The organism is Bacteroides intestinalis, from assembly GCF_003464595.1.
GTDB classification, from domain to species: domain Bacteria; phylum Bacteroidota; class Bacteroidia; order Bacteroidales; family Bacteroidaceae; genus Bacteroides; species Bacteroides intestinalis_A.
This window is the reverse complement of sequence record NZ_QRZF01000018.1, coordinates 40,182-57,820: the sequence shown is the minus strand read 5'-3', so window position 1 is coordinate 57,820 and position 17,639 is coordinate 40,182. Positions and strand designations below refer to the sequence as shown.

At 41.2% G+C, this 17,639-nt stretch carries 17 protein-coding genes; all 17 read right to left on the bottom strand.

Translation table 11 applies throughout. The annotated features are described in order from the left end of the window. The 17 genes from DWW10_RS19920 to DWW10_RS19840 are packed head-to-tail and all read right to left on the bottom strand — an operon-like array spanning nucleotide 1 to nucleotide 17,638. Entirely contained in the window at nucleotides 1-1,668 is a 1,668-nt protein-coding gene (locus tag DWW10_RS19920; protein WP_022392740.1) for a C45 family autoproteolytic acyltransferase/hydrolase, read from the bottom strand. Beyond that, entirely contained in the window at nucleotides 1,661-3,151 is a 1,491-nt protein-coding gene (locus DWW10_RS19915; RefSeq protein WP_022392739.1) for a phytoene desaturase family protein, read from the bottom strand. Before DWW10_RS19915 ends, DWW10_RS19920 begins: the two co-directional genes overlap by 8 nt. Further along, nucleotides 3,148-7,005 carry a trifunctional MMPL family transporter/lysophospholipid acyltransferase/class I SAM-dependent methyltransferase gene (locus DWW10_RS19910; protein WP_022392738.1) on the bottom strand — a complete coding sequence of 1,286 codons (3,858 nt, stop codon included), beginning with the start codon at nucleotides 7,003-7,005 and terminating at the stop codon, nucleotides 3,148-3,150. Before DWW10_RS19910 ends, DWW10_RS19915 begins: the two co-directional genes overlap by 4 nt. Continuing rightward, complete coding sequence (locus tag DWW10_RS19905) at nucleotides 7,002-8,192, bottom strand: DUF2062 domain-containing protein (protein ID WP_022392737.1); 1,191 nt, start codon at nucleotides 8,190-8,192, stop codon at nucleotides 7,002-7,004. Before DWW10_RS19905 ends, DWW10_RS19910 begins: the two co-directional genes overlap by 4 nt. Nucleotides 8,193-8,194: 2 nt before the next feature. Further along, the gene (locus tag DWW10_RS19900; RefSeq protein ID WP_022392736.1) at nucleotides 8,195-8,572 is read right to left on the bottom strand and encodes an ApeI family dehydratase; all 378 of its coding nucleotides are present in this window, start codon (nucleotides 8,570-8,572) and stop codon (nucleotides 8,195-8,197) included. A gap of 1 nt (nucleotide 8,573) precedes the next feature. Further along, on the bottom strand, nucleotides 8,574-9,125 hold the full coding sequence (gene lolB2 / locus DWW10_RS19895) for a flexirubin biosynthesis protein LolB2 (protein ID WP_022392735.1): 552 nt from the start codon (nucleotides 9,123-9,125) through the stop codon (nucleotides 8,574-8,576). After that, nucleotides 9,100-9,732, bottom strand: coding sequence for a flexirubin biosynthesis/transport protein LolA2 (gene lolA2 / locus DWW10_RS19890; protein ID WP_007215121.1), 633 nt, complete (start codon nucleotides 9,730-9,732; stop codon nucleotides 9,100-9,102). Before lolA2 ends, lolB2 begins: the two co-directional genes overlap by 26 nt. Nucleotides 9,733-9,739: 7 nt before the next feature. Continuing rightward, nucleotides 9,740-10,408, bottom strand: coding sequence for a polysaccharide deacetylase family protein (locus DWW10_RS19885; RefSeq protein ID WP_022392733.1), 669 nt, complete (start codon nucleotides 10,406-10,408; stop codon nucleotides 9,740-9,742). Then, nucleotides 10,405-11,361, bottom strand: a complete 957-nt coding sequence (locus DWW10_RS19880; protein WP_182021484.1) for a beta-ketoacyl synthase chain length factor — start codon at nucleotides 11,359-11,361, stop codon at nucleotides 10,405-10,407. The genes DWW10_RS19885 and DWW10_RS19880 overlap by 4 nt, the downstream gene beginning before the upstream one ends. Further along, the gene (locus tag DWW10_RS19875; protein ID WP_022392731.1) at nucleotides 11,361-12,551 is read right to left on the bottom strand and encodes a beta-ketoacyl-[acyl-carrier-protein] synthase family protein; all 1,191 of its coding nucleotides are present in this window, start codon (nucleotides 12,549-12,551) and stop codon (nucleotides 11,361-11,363) included. Before DWW10_RS19875 ends, DWW10_RS19880 begins: the two co-directional genes overlap by 1 nt. Continuing rightward, a complete protein-coding gene (locus tag DWW10_RS19870; protein WP_007212326.1) occupies nucleotides 12,548-12,808 on the bottom strand; it encodes a phosphopantetheine-binding protein in 261 nt (86 codons plus the stop codon). Before DWW10_RS19870 ends, DWW10_RS19875 begins: the two co-directional genes overlap by 4 nt. A 1-nt stretch (nucleotide 12,809) precedes the next feature. Continuing rightward, the gene (locus DWW10_RS19865; protein WP_022392730.1) at nucleotides 12,810-14,534 is read right to left on the bottom strand and encodes a beta-ketoacyl synthase N-terminal-like domain-containing protein; all 1,725 of its coding nucleotides are present in this window, start codon (nucleotides 14,532-14,534) and stop codon (nucleotides 12,810-12,812) included. Then, entirely contained in the window at nucleotides 14,519-14,962 is a 444-nt protein-coding gene (locus tag DWW10_RS19860) for an acyl-CoA thioesterase (RefSeq protein ID WP_007215125.1), read from the bottom strand. The genes DWW10_RS19865 and DWW10_RS19860 overlap by 16 nt, the downstream gene beginning before the upstream one ends. After that, complete coding sequence (locus DWW10_RS19855; RefSeq protein ID WP_022392729.1) at nucleotides 14,959-15,393, bottom strand: hotdog family protein; 435 nt, start codon at nucleotides 15,391-15,393, stop codon at nucleotides 14,959-14,961. Before DWW10_RS19855 ends, DWW10_RS19860 begins: the two co-directional genes overlap by 4 nt. Further along, complete coding sequence (locus DWW10_RS19850; protein WP_022392728.1) at nucleotides 15,390-16,475, bottom strand: FlxJ family methyltransferase; 1,086 nt, start codon at nucleotides 16,473-16,475, stop codon at nucleotides 15,390-15,392. The genes DWW10_RS19855 and DWW10_RS19850 overlap by 4 nt, the downstream gene beginning before the upstream one ends. Before the next feature lie 15 nt (nucleotides 16,476-16,490). Further along, complete coding sequence (locus DWW10_RS19845; RefSeq protein ID WP_022392727.1) at nucleotides 16,491-17,375, bottom strand: LpxL/LpxP family acyltransferase; 885 nt, start codon at nucleotides 17,373-17,375, stop codon at nucleotides 16,491-16,493. Nucleotides 17,376-17,380: 5 nt separating this feature from the next. Continuing rightward, on the bottom strand, nucleotides 17,381-17,638 hold the full coding sequence (locus DWW10_RS19840; protein WP_007212332.1) for an acyl carrier protein: 258 nt from the start codon (nucleotides 17,636-17,638) through the stop codon (nucleotides 17,381-17,383). Nucleotide 17,639: the final 1 nt, after the last annotated feature.

Below are 17,639 nucleotides of genomic sequence, written 5' to 3'. Positions count from 1 at the left end.
TTATTGGTTTTTATTGATTTTTTGTTGGATTCGTACTTTTTCTGCTTGTTTGGGTATGGGCATTGTTAGTGCTTTCTGCCAATAGGTTATGGCTGTACCAGTTTGTTGTACTGCAGCATAATAATTTCCCAATACTTCGTAAACGTAATAGAATGAAGGATTGGATACCTCATAAAGATTCAGGACCTTTGTTTCTATTGTTTCTTTTCGCTGGGTCTTTTCCCGAATGAGCTTCGTTAGCTGTTTATAAGCCATGAACTGTTTGTAGTTTGCTTGCCTGATAAAGTTGTCTTCGGGAATAGTCAGACTCAAAGTGGCGATTTCGTGATGGAAATCTACAGTATCGCTGAATATTTTGTTTAGATCGTATGCCATGTACTTGCCGCATTGCCAGGGAGAAGTGGATACATACATGATTTGTTTCTTCGGTAGGAAAATAACAGAGTGATGGGCTATGAGTTGATTGATAGCCATTTCATTACCCATACCCAAATCAATATTGTCCAATCCTTTTTGGTTGCGGAGTATGGAAGCAGCTTTCATCGGGTCGATAGGCTTATTCTCTTTCAACAGTTCTTGCAGACAGGCAAAACGATAGGGACTATCGGAAGTCGCAATGTTTTCCAGGTTGCGTTCATCGTTGCGGAAAGTATCTGATTGATAATGGTTGGTACAAATAATCTGATTACCGCTACTTGTAAAAAGTGCCGTCTTCTCCGGTGACTTTTCAATGATAGCGGCTCTGCCATCCTGTGCAGAACCAATCAGTATGGATTCGGAAACAAATGTTTTCCGCTTCAAAGCGATGGCATAAGCTTCATCAATTGTTGAGGCATATTGCAGTATCTCTCTGGTCAGGATAGAGATGGGAGTGGCGGAAGCAGTCGGCATATCCGATTTTGCAGCATTGATAGTCACCGTGAGTCCGGTTTCATTCATGCCCGAAAGTACACCGATCATACCTGGCCAACCCACGGATGCAAATTTATAGCCTTGCTCGAGCTGATAAAAAGATACCAGTTTGTTGTGTGCAAACTTATCCCCCATGTAAAAATCAAAATTGCGTCCGATGATGAGGGAAGAGTCGGCACTGTTTTCTCCCCAGGTGGCAAAGGAACTGCAACCTACCAACATGTAATCTTGCATGGCATGTCCCAGATCGTGAGCCGAATGATAATTGAGCTGGCGCTCGTAGGGAGTACCGATAAAGTCGTACTCATGGGTACAGGAGAGCGAAATGCCGTAAATTTCATCTCTGAACTCTTCCGGGACATTCTTTCCTAAATTACGGTTGAAAAGTACGATGAAGAAGCGGAGAAACTTAAGATAATTGTCAGAAGGTACGATTTCGCGTATCTGGTCAACAAAGACTTTCTCCTGATAATATAGTAAATCAGAAGAAAGTTTGCCTATGGCTTCACCGCGCTGGAATGCGTCGCCACTCACTTTCAATTCCCACAGGCCACTGTTGCTTTGCCGCAGATAATTGCCTGCATATTCCCGAAGGCTATCTGTCTGTACCAATTCTCCGTTGGCCTTGGGGGTGTAGTCGGGAGTCAGCATATCCGCAGAGAAATAGAGGATGCTAACAAAGAGGATAATGGCAAGGAGAAGCACCCCTATGCCACATGCCGTATATTTAATTGTTTTCTTTAATATCTTATGCATGGCCTATTCGTTTAGCTAAATATTCATGTCCGAGTAATTCGCCACAAGTGATGATGGAGGTTAATGTTACTCCTAAAGCACCGTGGACATTTAGGTTCTGTCCTGTGAGAAATAAGTTTCCCAATTTGGTTCGGGTGGAAACAAAGCCGATTTGCGGACATTTGTAATCTTTGATAATCCCATAGGCGGAACCGTCGCAAGTACCCGTAAAGTCTCTGTAGCTAAGTGGAGTAGTGGTATACATTGTCTCTATATGATCAGTAAAATCGATTCCGTGACTTTTGATGAACTCCAACAATTGCCTGGCTTTTTCTATTTTGAAGGCTTTATAGTCTTCACCTCGTTGTTCGGGAAGTGTATCCTGCCAAGCAGACAGTTCATCTATATACATGGGAGTCAGAATGGATATGACGTCTGCATAATTACTGTTGCGGGAAGATGCTTGTGTGGAGATCATGCAATTGGTGGTATATCCCATATTGACTTTCTTATCATACCATACATCATTGTCTCCATGCAGATAGAGGTTCTGATTCTGATACGGATAACTTTTCTCTTTCATAATCAGATAAAGAGTGAAAATGCCGTATGTGTTTTCTAAAGAATTAATACGGGAGATATAGGCATTTTTGATACAGCGGGTTTTGTCCAGCAAGGTTAATGTTTGTTTGGGGTGTACGTTAGAGATGATGTATTTGCTTTCTATTCGTTCTGCATGGTTTATCTCTACCCCTGCTGCCTGGTTGTTCTCTACAATGATACGGGTGACTTCACTGTTGTTCAAAACTGTTCCGCCATGAGTGCGAATCACATTGATCATCTCAGAGGCCACTTGCATACTTCCGTCAATGAACCGATAGGCTCCTTGTATGTAGGAGTTGTTAATCATGGCGTGTTCATAGAAGTTGGAATGTTCTCTTAAACCACCATACAGAAGTGCCGAGCCGGCCAATACCGATTGCAAATCAGGATTGGTGGTAATCTTATCTATCATTCCTGCCGCTGAGGTATTGAAGAACTTCATTCCTTCAGTAGAAATAATGCCTTTCTTCAGATTGTCCACACTGATCAGATTACCTACTTCTTTCAGTAACGTTGTATATTGCCGGAGATTTTCTTTTTCGTGAGGAAATGATTGGCAAAGGGTATCGATAAAACGTTCGTATCCCATTGCGTAATCATATACGCGATTCTTATAGAAAATCTTATCAAAAGCATTTTCATCCAGTTTCCGGACTTTGAGGTGATCCATGATTCCTATATACCGGAAAAACTGATTCATGACTTGTCCTTTGTCCAGACTACCTATATAATGAATTCCTGTATCCAACAAATGCCCTTTCCGGCGATAGGTCTGAAAGCATCCTCCAAACAGTTCGTTCTTTTCGAGCACACATATGTTATACCCTTCTTTACTAAGTATGGCTCCACATTCAAGGCCACCTAATCCGCTTCCGATGATGATGATGTCATACTTACTCATGGCAATTGCTTTTTAAGTATATAGATGGTATTCGATGTATATTTATCGTTGCGGATAGTCTTTACTTCCATTCCACACTCCCGGGCTATGCTTTGAATTTGAGTTTCGGAAGTGAAGCAGAGCTCATCCGTAGTGCGATTGAACTTGACAACTTGGGTAGAGAGAACTTCAGTGAGGCGGGTTAGCCGATGTTTATGGGTCTCAGCGGAATTTCCATCACGTACGATAATCATTCCTTCAGGACGAAGAAGATTGGCGCATCTCACTAACAAGTCATGTTGATGTTCATAATTCATGTAATGTAATACGTCATTCAGGATGAAGACATCACTTTCCGGGAACTCATAAACCGATGCGTCAGCATGTTCAAAACGAAGGTTTTCGCCACGAAGCCAGCCGTGTTGAGCTATAGCTATTTTATCTTCGTCATAATCGATTCCTAATATTTGCCTTTCTTTGGATATCATAGACAGCATATAACACAGAGGACCCAGACCACAACCGATATCCGTAATCTGTCCTTTCATCGGAATCAGTTGATTGAATAACTGGTAATTGTGTTCCATCTTTACTTTGATGCGGATGTACCACTCGATGACAGGACTTTTATAGATATAGTTCAGTACCAACGCCTCATAAAATGCCGGATTCGCCGGTGTATTCTTTTCCAGGCAAATACGTGCATATTCTTCTTTCATATAGGAAGAAATACGCTTGGTACGTTCCTGATAGGTCGTTCCGAATGAAGCATCGTTATAAAGTATGCGAGGCAATATTTTAGAGTAAATAATGCCTTTGCGGACATAGAAAGGTTGTGCCTTGGCTATAATCTCTCCATTGCCGTATAGCAGAATAGGAATAATATCCAATTGTAGAGTTTCTGATAAATAGAAAGCGCCTTTATGAAAACGTTTCATCTTGCCGTCATAGGTCCGGGTACCTTCGGGGAAAATGGCGATGGAGTATCCTTCTCTTACTTTTTCCCGCATCCGTTCCACACAAAGTTCATATCCTTCGTCTACATGGAAGAAGCCTGCATATTGAATAATTTTTCCAAATACCGGAGAGTTCCATACCCAGTGATTGGTTATCATGATAATCTTCGGGGAAAAAGATAATAACTCCAGGATATCAATGAAAGACTGGTGATTGGCTATTATGATAGCCGGCTTTTTGAATGTCTCATTGGTTACGTTGACGTGTTCTTTACGTACAAATGTTGCCACTACCAATATACCTTTGCAAGTAATGTTGATAATCCGGCAAACAAGCTGCTGCTTATAACTGCGGCGTACCGGAATGAGGTATAATAAGATAATGAAAATTCTCAGAATGATGCATCCTGTAACGAAGAGCATGAAAAGGATGATCGTGCGGAGTAAGCCTATCAAGGTATACGGGGGCAGTCCCTTAGAAGCCGGTTTAGCAATAAAGAACTGGAAAATAATAGGTTGTATGGTATAGGCTACTAATACCACCGCTGCCATTCCAAGGATGGAAATCAGTGAAATGGATTGCAGGGCGGGATGTTTGGCAAATACTAAAGTTCCCATTCCCACAACGGCTGTGAATGCAGAGAAGAAAATAGCTGTCTTATGGGAATTCAGGATCGCTTTTCCTGTCCGGTATTTGTTTTGGAGTCCATCCATGATGAAGATACTGAAGTCGTCTCCGATACCGAAAATGAAAGTAGAGAGGATAATATTGATAATGTTGAATTCGATACCCAGAATCCCCATCAGGCCCAAAATAATGGTCCAGCTGATAAGCATAGGCAGGAAACTGATCAGGGTTAATTCTAAACGCCCGTACGAAATCAATAGGGCCAGGAATATAAGGAATGAAGAAATATAAAGTATCAGGTAAAAGTCGTTATTGATGGCAGAGACCCATTGATTAGTGAAATAACTCCGGTCGAAGACTACAACATCCGTATTATCCTTGAATTGTTGATAGACTTCTTCCTTATTATCATCAGTGATGCGTACCTGGGTAACGAGCATCGTGATGGAGTCAGCACTTGTTTGCCATTCGTTCAGTAGGGTAGTGGCGATACTATTTGTATCGTCCTGATAATTATAGGGCTGGAATGGGTGTTCCAACCATTGGTAAAATGTATCGAGACTACCTTCCCGGAAGTGATAGGTACGGGCGGCGTCTTCTATGTATTTGCGAATAGTTGATATCTTTCCCGACTCTCCCCAATACTGGTTCCATTGTTCCAGACGCTTTTGCTGTTCTTCCGGTGAAATTAAGAATTGCTCGGCAGATGCATACGCTTTAATAAGTCCCTGCTCTTTAAAAGCGGATAAGTGCTGATTGGTATTTGCATAGCTTTCGAGTGCTTCTGTCATGTTCTTACCTACACTGACAAAAAGTACGGTTTTCTCTTGGGCATTGAAAAGCTGTTCCAGTTTAGCCTCTGCTTGTTTTAAGTGCTGAGGTTCATAGTTGAGGCTCATCATGTCTTCGTTAAACTTGACTTTCTGTGAAGTAAATAAGCCGATGAGGGTAATAATAACGATGATGCCTACTAGCCATTTGTTCTTTTCATAAGGATAGGCATTGATTTTTTCAATAAAGCATAAGACCCTGCCTTGCTTCACATCAGCTTGTCCTTTCAGAAAATGTGGAAGGTAAATAAGACAGAAAAGAGTAGTACCGATAAGTGCCAGAGAAGCAAACAAACCGAAATCGCGTAGCAATTCGGACGTGGTAAAAGTAAGTCCGAAGAATGCACCTATTGTAGTGAAGCTGCCTACTGTAAGCGGATAAGTTATTTCTTTAATCAATTGCTGGACAGTAGAAACATGATTTTGATGGGCCAGCATGTGTATGGAATAACTCAGTGCAATACCCAGAATAGCCGATCCGGCACCTACGGCGATTGCAGAAATATATCCCTGGATGAAATAGATCAGGCATAAAGCGAACAATCCCCCGAATAAAACGGGAGTGACAATGAGAGGGATTGATTTCTTGTGCTTAAACACCAGCGAGATGAAAACAATGATAATCAGCAGTGCAATCGAAGAAGTAATAATGGTATCCTTTTTAATCTGTCGCGCATTATAGACGCTGACCGAGGGACCTCCAAAGTAAGATGCGTGAATGAAAGGATACTCTTTCTGAATCTGTTGTAGCTCGTTTTCAAGTATCCGGATCAGATTTTCATTCTCACCGGTACTTCCTGTTCCGAATACCGGAGTCATAAACATCAGCAATGTGTTTCCATCTTTCGAAAAGATGTGTCCGTTGTTTATTTCATAATTGGTTTCCAATTGAAAATCCTGCAAATGCTTTAAGACGTTATTTCCAAGTCCTAACGGGTCTCTTTGTATATAACCTCTCAATGCTATACCTGCGGGAGAAAGAAGGTTGGTATAGTTCTTTCGCATAATGGCTTCTATGCCTTCCTGCGTTAAAAGTGAGTCGAAGTGCTGATAGTCTTTTTCCGTCAGGAACAGCGGAAGATTTTCATAAACAAAATCTGTTGCTTTTTCAATGGTTGTTTCATCTACTTCCGAAAAGATATCTTTAATCCAGGTTTGGTTAGACTCTTCTAATAAGTTTTGTTTCAGTTGGTCTCCGGCCTCTATCATTAGATCCGGAGTTACTGTAGAGTCGGCAGGAGAGATTAAGATGATAATCTTATCCTTTATTTTTAGGTTATCAAATACCTTGGTGATGTTCTGGCTGTTCTTCGTATCAGGAAAGAAACGGGTCACATTCTCTTCAAACCTGACTTGCCAGGCGAAGTACCCCATAAAAAGGACACAAACACAGAGTGACAAGTAGAAGAGAACTTTGTGTCTTTGAAAATAATTATATAGTCTGATAAAGAACTGAGTCATGTTGTTTTCGGCCTTCTGTATATAGTAAGCAGGCTGATCGTTATAATACCTGCCAGTATACTACAAGCGGTTGCAAAGATAACACTTCCAATTAAATATTGCTCTAAAACCGATTTCACATTTTCAAATGAAATATTGGTAAGATGAAGTTCAACCGGTCTGTTCAGTACTTTACACCCTGTCAGGTAACTGCCATATAATAGGAAAGGAATCATGGGAGGAATACTGATATTAGCTGCTACAATGGCTATTACTTTGTTGAGTTTAAGCACATGAGCCAAAAATAAAGTGGCAAGCATCTGGTATCCCCAAATCGGGACTATTCCCATAAATACACCTAACATAATGGCATAGGTAATCTTCAGATTCGATTCTTCGGACTGTGTAATGTGAGTTCGGAAGAATTTCCGGCAATTGCTCCAGGTTAGTTTCCGGAAGAAGTTACGCGGATAAATCCAAAGGAAAGTGATGAACACTAAGAAGGTATTCAATATACTGATGCGGGTGAAATCCCGGAAAGGACGGAAGTGTGAGACACGTTCTTCCTGGGGCGGATAATAGACATGTATGGGTATATTGCGGACCGTGGTTCCTCCCCATACTGCAAAGACCAGTGCTTCAAGCTCAAATTCATATTTAGCGGTATAGTAGAATCTCTGCACATTGATTTTATGTAATGGATAGAGCCGGTAACCCGATTGGGTATCCTGAAGCTTGACTCCGGTTTCAAGTTTAAACCAGAAGTTGGAGAACTTATTGGCAAAAGTATTCTTGCCTGGCATATTGTCCGAAGTCAGATTACGGGCACCTACCAGCAACGTATCCGGTTCTTTTTCTATTTCTTCCATGAAAATAGGAATGTCCGAAGCAAAATGCTGTCCATCGGAATCTATAGTGATGGCATATCGGTAGCCGGCTGCTTTGGCCTGCTTCAATCCGTTCTTTAAGGCAGTTCCTTTTCCTTTATTGGTAGGATGGGTGATGATATGCAGGTTCGGATAGTTTTCCAGAAGGGTAGGGGTGCTATCGGTAGAGCCGTCATTGACAACGATGATATCTTCTACATAGAAGAGTACATCTTCAATTACGGTAGTCAGCGTCTTCTCATTATTGTAGGTAGGTATAATAACTACAATACCAAGTTGCCTGGCTTTCTCATGCCATAGTTCCTCGCTACGTTCTTCCATGTTTATTTGCCGATTAGTTGTGCTTTTAATTTGATACAGATATCTTTTGAAGATGCTCCTTCAACCAGAATCTGGAATGTATCCGTTTCGTTATTCTTGATAGTCAATGAGAGCTTTAATTCCGGTGTTTCATTCGGATTAATAACAGAAAGAAACTTGCATGATGCTATATGCTTGTATTGCAGGGGAGCTTGTTGTATTTTCTCTATGCACTCTTTTATTATTTGCAGCATACAAACGCCCGGAACTACGGGTTGTTGTGGAAAGTGTCCGTTATAAATAGCATGTTGTGGGTTGAGCATGACTTGCACTGCCCAGTCTGTTTCATTGATATGCTCAGAGTACGTAATCTTATAGAAATTGTGAAGAAGTTCAGCCATATTAGTTTGGGTTTTCTTTTAATTTGTCCAACTGTATACTTAGCCGCAACCAGGGATGTTTGATTTTTATCTGTTCGGGATGTCCTAAATTGAACTCCGATAGATAGAATACTGATTTTCCGAATCCTCTGCCTGTGACTCTTTTTTCAAAGGTACCGCTTTTCTTTTTGATGCGGATATTCTTTCCACTTAAAAATAGATTCTTAAAGTCTGTTTCCAGTAATAGCAGCATTTTCTTTTTCTTCATGGGCTCTATGCAGCTGTTGACGTGAAATTCATTTTTCCGGAGTGAAAAATCAAAAAGACTGAGTCCAAAGTAAGTAGATGCCAATATTCTTATTTCATTATCCGGCAATTTCCGTACAATTAATAGACCGCTGAAGTGATGCTTCATGAAGTCTAACTGCATATTGTATTTTTGCGAATATTCTTCAGCGCAAATAATAGGTGTCACATGAGATGTGGCATCTCCTGCTATTGTTTTTGAGGAGCCGCAGGAAGTGAATAGATACAGAATAAAGATCAGATTAGCGAATAGAAAACTTTGTTTCATCTTTCAAAGCATTAAATCTCTTGTTGTAGAACTCATATTCCGTATAATTGGTGGCTGTTTCGGAAAGACGCAATTTGTAAACCGACATATCTTTCTTATCCAGGTATATTTCAATTTCCGAAATGTAGGCTTGTATGGCTTTATTGACCGGCTTAATCTTCACTATATAATAGGAATCATTTTCAAAATATTCCAGTTTGTAGTCGGAAGACATTTTTGAGAGATCGCCTATCATGCAGGCTGTGAGCATATCTTGCATTTGATTCATCATCTTATTGGCAGTTAGGCTCATAACGCTCTTTTTACCGTCCGATACGATTTTAAGCCGGGAGTCGTTTATCACTATTAGGTAGTTGACGGGTTGGGCGTATTCCATACGTATTTTGCCGCTCTTTTGATAATAGAACTTTCCTTTGGAGGTTACTTTCTCATCCAGAATATCCAGGTACTTCACTTGTGTAAAGTCACTTTCAATGGACTGCATGGTTTGTGCTTCCTTTGCCAGACGGTTTTCAAAATCCTGGGTATGGATTAGCTTCTTCATTGTCTGGGCATGGGTATAGGAAATGCCCAATATGATTGATAATATTATTAGTATGGTTCTCATAATGCTTTTACAACATGCTGTCCAGACGGACAACTGTATATCCCTGTTCTTTAATTAAGTTAAGTATCTCTTTTAATAACAGGTCACTGTCCGGCATCCGATCGTGTAGAAGGATGATAGAACCGGGGCGTAACCTTTTCTGAATACGCTTCAAAACCTTCTCTTTCGAAGGTTGTAGTGTATCGAGTGTTCTGATATTCCAGCCAACAGGAGTGTATCCCAATATACGGACAGCTTTTGCTATAGTAGGATTCGTGACTCCAAACGGTGGGCGGAATAACTTGATTTTCTGCGAAGTTACTCGTTCTAATGCAAACTGGCAAGCTTGCAAGTCTTTTTTCATCCGCGACAGGCTGTACAAGGGAAAATGATTGGTATGGGTAAAAGAATGATTACCAATCAGATGTCCTTCGTTGATGATTTGCCGGATCAACTCTTCGTTTTCTTGCACTTTATGACCGATGCAGAAAAAACAAGCCGGTATTTGTTGTTCTCTGAGTACTTGCAATACTTTGGGAGTTTGTATCGCGTCCGGTCCATCATCAAAGGTGATAGCTACAATTTTCTCCTCAGTCTGTTTCTTGCAAAATACCTTGAGATAGATGTTAGAACGGATACTGCAAGATGCGTAGACGAGAAAGATAATTATTAATATGATCAGGATTTCCACTATCATTGTCTTTTCCGGATTAAAATAAGTGAATGGTTAATGGAGTGATAATGATTATATATCAGAGCCGTCTGTCCCGGATTTAGATTATCTTCAAAAGTTTTAGCCACTTTCCATAAAGCAAAGGAAGATGCCGTAGGATATTCACCACATTCATTCTTAAAGGTGGTATATGTTGCTGTGGGAAACAGGCTGTTTTCTAAATCAGTATACAGGACATCTTCTTTCAGGTTTCCATTCTTACCGGTAACAAACCAATCGATTTGTCCGGCTGTTAATCGGTTACTTTGCAAAAAGCAATGAATCTTTTCGGCTACTTCCTGTGTACTGTTCGCATGAATAAAAGTTGATATACCGGCAAGTTCTGCTAATGTGGATTCGGTGGTTTCTCGTCCCAGCAGGAAAAACTGGGCACCTTCGCCTGCTTGTATGCCCCTTAGCAGTCCCAGGCGTTGTTGTATAGCGTGACTGTTAGGGGTAATCTCATCAATAGCTCCTACGAGGACATTTTCATCACCTTCCCAGATTCTCATCATACCGTCCAATAGTGCACTTTCGAAACTCAATCCCCGGTGTACATACGTCATGTTGTAAGCATGTATCTGGCGGAGTAATGCTATTTGCGCTCCGATGGTGTTGAAGGTTGACTGGATAAAGGGTGTTGGGTTCAGTAGTTGTTCTTCATTCTCAATGATTGTATTCAGGAACTTCTCTGTATCTGCCAGGCATCCGAGTCCGGTTGCAGTGATGATCGCATGTACTTTTTCGGAAGGTAGGGTACTGATACATTCCAGTCCGCAGGCAACTCCCATTTTGATGATCCGGCTCATACGCCTCCGTAGTGCGGCATTTGTGATAATACTCTTGTAATCCGGTTCGTTAGCGGATAAATAAGGGGATTCTCCGGAAGCAGTATCCGCGTGAATAGAAGCAATATGATTGATATAGACAGGTTGCATCATTTCTCTTTTAATGTGGAAAACAGGATCGAAGAATCATTTCCACCGAATCCAAAAGAATTCGATAGTACATTACGAATAGGTAGTCCCTCGCGGAATGAGGTTTCAGGCATCAATATGTTTTCTTCTATAGGTTCTTTGAAGTTCAGATTGGGATAGATGAAACCATGATATACGGAGAGAACAGAATAAACCGCTTCAATTCCTTCCGAAGCCCCTAATGTATGACCGATAAACGCTTTGACAGAGCTGAACGGAGGAATCTTATCGCCAAAAATCCGTTGGATAGCAAGTCCTTCTGAAAGATCATTACTTGGAGTTCCTGTGCCATGTACATTGATATAATCAATCTCTTCGGGAAGAATTTCACTTTTAGCTATGGCTTCTGTCATGGACCAGAATGGTCCATTTCCTTCGGGTGAACTGCCGGTCTGATGAAAAGCTTCATTCACATTCGAATATCCGCTTAATAAGCAATAAGGCTCTTTCCGGAGTAGTTTCTCTGATTGAAGCACAATATATCCGGCTCCTTCTCCTAAGTTGAGGCCTGCACGGGATACGTCAAAAGGGCGGCAGTGCTCCTTATCCAAAATCATAAGTGAGTTGAAGCCGTTGAGGGTAAACTTGCACAAGGCGTCCGTACCTCCTACAATGGCAGCATCCAGTTGTCCATTCCTGATCATGCGGGCTCCTAACATGATAGCATTAGCTGCTGATGAGCAGGCTGTACTGATAGTGGTTACAAAGTCATTTACTTTCAGATAATCCGCTATCATTTCAGTACTTGCACCGCAGTCATGAGAGATGACTTCCCGTAATCTTCCTTTTCTATTGTCCTTTTTAAAGGCATTGTAGAAATGTTCACTCAAATCCATGCCACCTACAGAGGTGGAAGATATGAGACCTATACGCAAAGAATTCAAATCTAATCGGGCGTCATCAACTGCTTCCCGGGCAGCTAACATGCCTAATAAGGCTGTTCGTGAAAACGTTTTTTGTATATCTAAAGAGAGTAACCGTTTTAGTTCTTCATTGCTGTATTTTACCTCTGATACGGGTACATTCAGTTCCGTAGGGAAAAGAGTGACTTTCCTCATACCATGCTGATGTTTCCTGAGTGAAGCTATATTTTCTGCAACACTCAGACCAATACCTGAAACAACACCTAAACCGGTTACATATATCTTCATTGTTTCTGATTTTCAGAAATATAGTTCGCTAATGTACGTATTGAGTAGAATATCTGTTTCCCTTCTGCAGGATTCTTTATTTTGATTCCATAGTTACGCTCTAAAATAAGAATAATCTCAAGTGCGTCAATAGAATCGAGTCCTAAACCACCGTCACCAAACAGAGGTTCATCAGGATTAATCTCTTCGGGTGTGACTTCTTCAAGATTCAGTTCTTCTATTAATTCTCTTTTTAGTTTTTCTATTAATTCTTCCATATCAATGTTGTACTTCTATTAGTTTAAAATCAGCTTTATACTCTTCCATTAAAAGGTTGCACCATCCGGTGATGCAAGCTTTCAAATTACCTTTCTTCATTATAATTCGTGCATATTCTTCCAATTTGTCCGCATCGAATTCTTTTTCTATGAAGAAAGTATTTTCTCCTTGTATTTTATGACGGATACATATCTCACCTGCTACAACGTTAGGCAGAGTGTATACAAATACCGTCGGACTGGCTGCATGGTCACCTTCCTGATTGATAATCATCTGATGACGAATATCCGTATTCAGCGAGGCAGCAGCATTAACCAGCAATATCCCTATTTCTTCCGGTTGAAAGTTTTTCTCCTTCAACAGATATTCAACAGCAGTATATCCCAGTTTGCAAAGGTCGTCCATTTTGTAGAATTTCATATTACTTCCACCTGTATTTTTGTATGCTTCGCGGATAAATTGTGCAAAGTTTGAGGCAGATGATGAAAAAACGGTCTCTCCATTCATACTTAAACAGCTATACTCAATGGAAACAGTTGCGGTTGTATGAACTGTCACCGGTGATTGTACGCTTGAGGGCTGTTTCTGATATGCGGGAAGTGTCAATACGATAGCAGCATTACAACCTCCGAAACCGGATGCTGTTTTGATACAATGCTTCATGGGTATTTCCTGATGGTCAGCTTGCACCAGAATAGGCATGCTGACACCGGGCTTTTCATAGCCTAATGTACCGAATAGTACGTTTTCCTTTAGTTCGTGAATACAGATAATAGATTCAATCACTCCCGATGCCCCTAAAGTATGACCGAAATAAGATTTCAAACTATGAACCGGAACGGTTTCCAATCCGGCTAAATGAATAGCTTTCGATTCCATTTCATCGTTATAGACAGTAGCCGTTCCATGTGTGTTCATGAAACTAACGTCTTCGGCAAGGACTGCGGCTTCTTCCATAGCCTGCCGTATGGCGAGGTAAAGTCCGTCTCCTGTACGTGACGGGCCTGAAATATGATTGGCATCATTGCTAATGGCTCCTCCGGACAGGATGATATCCGTATCGTTTCCTTCCGAACTCAGCAGGATAGCACCACAAGCCTCTCCTAAATTGAGTCCGTCTCTCCGGGCATCATAAGGGCAGCATCTTTCGGGACTGATGGATCTGAAAGATAGAAATCCGCTGGTAATGAAGTGGGAGAGGATATCACCTCCCACTACTATGACTTTTTTGTATCTGCCGGATTCGATCCATCGCTTTGCTACAATCAAAGCGGATACTCCTGATATGCAGGCATTAGAAATAACTTCTACCCGGTTGCCGGCCTGAAAATATTCGCTTATTCTTCTTCCCATTTCCCATAGATGAACTCTGATATCAAGGTCGTCGGGATGATTGGCCAACAGGTCGATATTACCTTTAGTAGTGGATAGGATGAGGCCACAATCTTCATCCGCCAGATTCATTTCGGAATGGGACAGAATATCCTGAATGGCAAGTATGAATAGTTGTTCCAGACGTGTGTACGTACCCAAATTCTTTGCTCTTTCCCATTGTTCCGGTTGAATCGTGGCAGCTAATATAGAGGTATCAGATATGATTCCTGCTTCATGCCTGGTGATTCCGCTTCGATATTCCCGGATTGCTTTTATATTCTCCCGGGTATTTGCTCCTAAGGAACTGATCAGAGTATCAGCTGTGATATATACAGTTATAGGATGTTCCATTTCTTTTTCCACTCCTGATAAAAAGCCGGAGTTGCTAACTCCAGCTCCCTGTTAGTATTTAGAAAAACCTGAGTCGTACTTCCGGTAGCAACGATATTGTTGTCTGTAGCCCGGTATAGTACATATTCGAATTTAATCTTGGCAGCTTCACAAGAGATGTATCGGGTTTCAATGATAACTTCTTCACCGAAGGATAAGGATTGCTTAAATTGGCAGTTTAACTCAACGATGGGTACCATATATCCTTCACTGTAGATATCCATATATCCTAAGCCATAATGTTTCCCGAAAGACTCCCTTCCATCCTCAAAATAGCGTACATATTCACCATGCCATACGATTTGCATGGAGTCTATTTCACTGAAACGTACCTTTATTGTGGTGCGGTCAATGAGTGCAGGTGTATGCAGATTCGTTTTTTGCCTCATTTCTTATCTAAAAATATTTTCATCCGGCATTCTGCAATCACTCCTTCCGTAGTACTAACACAAGCAGATACTAAAGTAATATCGAATACCTCCTGAATAACTGTAATTTCAGTGAATAATTCCTGTCCTATCTCCGGCAAACGATGAAGGGCTAATTTATCTACCGAACCAATAAAACCTAAGGGCACCGGTTCATTTTTCTGTAAATAGATATATCCAATCCGTGCCGCCGCCGATTGGGCTATGTGTTCAACAAGACCTGCTTCCTGCAATTTGCCTTCCTGGCAGAAGATATTATCGTCAGTGACTGTGAGACCTGAATAGGAACAATTATCTTCAATGCCACAGAATGAATCTACCATAACGATTGGCGGTCGTTGTGGTATCAGGTTCAGGATTCCTTCACCGGATATGATAGGAGCTTTTTTCATTTCAGCTTACATTTTACAATACTGTGTCCCAATCCCAAGTTGTCATATATTTCCTCTATTTCCAACCCTGATTCTTGAATGCACCGTGCCATATCGTCGGAGTGATACATTTTGCTGTTACCATTTGCCATAGCAGTAAAGTATATACTGATCTGTGTCAGGCAGTAGGCAGCAGTTTCGAACTTCTGTCGGTCCCAGAATGTTTCCATAATGTAAAGTCGTCCTTCTGTAGACATGGACTGAGCAGCCCGTGAGAGTATACTGATAACTTCTTTCTCGGAAAAACAATCCAGAAACTGGCTCATCCAGATTGCATCAAAACCTTTCGGGAAAGGTACATTTTCATCGAGAAGATTTACACCATGTCCATGAATACGCTCGTGCCCGGAAATATTTTCCGTCTTTTGTTTCATCATTTCCAGTTGTTGGGGTAAATCCATAATGGTAACTTCTACTTTCTCGTTGTATTGCACACATTTAGTAGCCCATCTACCTGTATTACCTCCTACATCGAGCAGAGTCCGGGGAGAGTGGCTGAATACGATTTCGAGTGCCTGGTCGAAAGAATTGTCTGAATAAAAATGGTCGAAGCCGAACCAGCTTTTCTGCACTTGCTCGGGTAAACTGGATAATCCTTCGTAAATCGTGGGCCAGTTTCCCAATTCTTTCAAACCTTCGGGGCGACCATTTAGCAATGCTTCTTCCAGATGGAACAGACCTTTGTAGTTGACGTCCTGATTAAAATCCATGTTCACTTGTGCCATCTCATCATTCAACAGGAACCATCCGGCCTTTGCCAGTATATATTGATCGTCTTTTACCAATACAGTACCTATGGTGAGTGAGGCTTCCAGTAAAACTTGTGCGGTATACTTTGACAATCCGGTGTTCTGGCTGATCTGTTCCAGTGACAGACCTTCCCGGTTGTCGGAAAGCAAGCGGAAAATACCGAATTTCAGCATCAGGCGTGAAACTTGGAATACAATGGGACCAAAAGCGATTTCTTGTGCCAACCGCTGTGCTTGCACAGCGGTGAATCGTTCTTTGGTGTATCTCTTTTGTAAAGAAGGAAATAGTTTCATTTTGTTGATTTTAGTTTATTCAAGCGACTTCCAGAAAGGATAATAGTTGAACCATTGTTCGGGATACTGGCTGATTACTTTTTCCAGAGCGTTCACATATTGTTCTAATAGTAATTGCTCTGCCCTTTTCTCTTTTGAGCCGGATACCTTTTCTGCCAGTATAAAATGAAAATGATAGGTTTGCTTAGCCTCTCTCATTGCAAAATAGAAAACTACAGGAACTTTCATCCGTGATGCCAATAGGAAAGGGCCGATTGGAAAACAAGCTTCGTGTCCCATAAATTTACAGGTCAGCAGTTTGTCTGCATTCAGATAACGGTCTCCCTGAAAACAGACGTATTCTTTATGATCCAGCGCTTCTGTAATTTTAAATATATGTGCCAGATTATCTTCGTTGACCGGTATAATCTTGTAAGGTTGCTGCTGTCCGTTCTTCTTCAGTATTTCTTTAATCTTTTGATGTTCGGCATCGTACATCACCACATTCATCTTCTTACTGTAGTCATTGAAAAAAGGTGTTCCGATTTCCCAGTTACCAACGTGTGCGCCGATCATAATTACTCCCTGATCTCCATCCAATACATTTAGAAACTCCTGATAGTGATTGAACTTGAAATGATACTTGTCGATCATTCCATTTCCAATGGCTACCTTGTCTATGAGTATCTGTCCCAAACGATAATAGTTGTTTAGCAATAAACCCACCGATTGTATGCGGTTCCGTTTTAAGATACGGCGGGCATATTGCCAAATACTCTTTGTTGCTTTAGGAGCGAAAGGGATAAAATAAAGAACAATCAGAGACAGAAAACCATAAGCAGCCTTTACTCCACAATACCTGATCATATAAATGAAAAACAGGTATCCGGATACGCCGCCACGGGTTTTACCTTTCCACATCTTGTCTATTCGTTTTTGTTTTCGGCCATACGTGTAATGACGAGATTATAGAAGTCCTGGAACGTTTTTATTCCGACAAAATCTTGTCCGGTTACGTTAAAACCGAAGTTCTTTTCAATCAACACTACCATATCTACCAGGTCCAGACTGTCTAACTCAAGGGTTTGCATGAGCGGAGCATCAGGCTGGATAAGATCGATATCTACTTCAAATTCCTCGGATAAGGTTTCTCTTATCTTTTCAATGATTTCTTCGTGGGTCATA

Bases quoted from the DNA above. Each gene is read 5' to 3' on its own strand.
- DWW10_RS19845 (WP_022392727.1), bottom strand. From the start codon at position 17,375: ATGTGGAAAGGTAAAACCCGTGGCGGCGTATCCGGATACCTGTTTTTC.
- DWW10_RS19905 (WP_022392737.1), bottom strand. From the start codon at position 8,192: ATGGAAGAACGTAGCGAGGAACTATGGCATGAGAAAGCCAGGCAACTT.
- DWW10_RS19900 (WP_022392736.1), bottom strand. From the start codon at position 8,572: ATGGCTGAACTTCTTCACAATTTCTATAAGATTACGTACTCTGAGCAT.
- DWW10_RS19860 (WP_007215125.1), bottom strand. From the start codon at position 14,962: ATGAGGCAAAAAACGAATCTGCATACACCTGCACTCATTGACCGCACC.
- DWW10_RS19915 (WP_022392739.1), bottom strand. From the start codon at position 3,151: ATGAGTAAGTATGACATCATCATCATCGGAAGCGGATTAGGTGGCCTT.
- DWW10_RS19855 (WP_022392729.1), bottom strand. From the start codon at position 15,393: ATGAAAAAAGCTCCTATCATATCCGGTGAAGGAATCCTGAACCTGATA.
- lolB2 (WP_022392735.1), bottom strand. From the start codon at position 9,125: ATGAAACAAAGTTTTCTATTCGCTAATCTGATCTTTATTCTGTATCTA.
- DWW10_RS19850 (WP_022392728.1), bottom strand. From the start codon at position 16,475: ATGAAACTATTTCCTTCTTTACAAAAGAGATACACCAAAGAACGATTC.
- DWW10_RS19865 (WP_022392730.1), bottom strand. From the start codon at position 14,534: ATGGAACATCCTATAACTGTATATATCACAGCTGATACTCTGATCAGT.
- DWW10_RS19880 (WP_182021484.1), bottom strand. From the start codon at position 11,361: ATGCAACCTGTCTATATCAATCATATTGCTTCTATTCACGCGGATACT.
- DWW10_RS19920 (WP_022392740.1), bottom strand. From the start codon at position 1,668: ATGCATAAGATATTAAAGAAAACAATTAAATATACGGCATGTGGCATA.
- DWW10_RS19870 (WP_007212326.1), bottom strand. From the start codon at position 12,808: ATGGAAGAATTAATAGAAAAACTAAAAAGAGAATTAATAGAAGAACTG.
- DWW10_RS19840 (WP_007212332.1), bottom strand. From the start codon at position 17,638: ATGACCCACGAAGAAATCATTGAAAAGATAAGAGAAACCTTATCCGAG.
- lolA2 (WP_007215121.1), bottom strand. From the start codon at position 9,732: ATGAGAACCATACTAATAATATTATCAATCATATTGGGCATTTCCTAT.
- DWW10_RS19910 (WP_022392738.1), bottom strand. From the start codon at position 7,005: ATGACTCAGTTCTTTATCAGACTATATAATTATTTTCAAAGACACAAA.
- DWW10_RS19875 (WP_022392731.1), bottom strand. From the start codon at position 12,551: ATGAAGATATATGTAACCGGTTTAGGTGTTGTTTCAGGTATTGGTCTG.
- DWW10_RS19885 (WP_022392733.1), bottom strand. From the start codon at position 10,408: ATGATAGTGGAAATCCTGATCATATTAATAATTATCTTTCTCGTCTAC.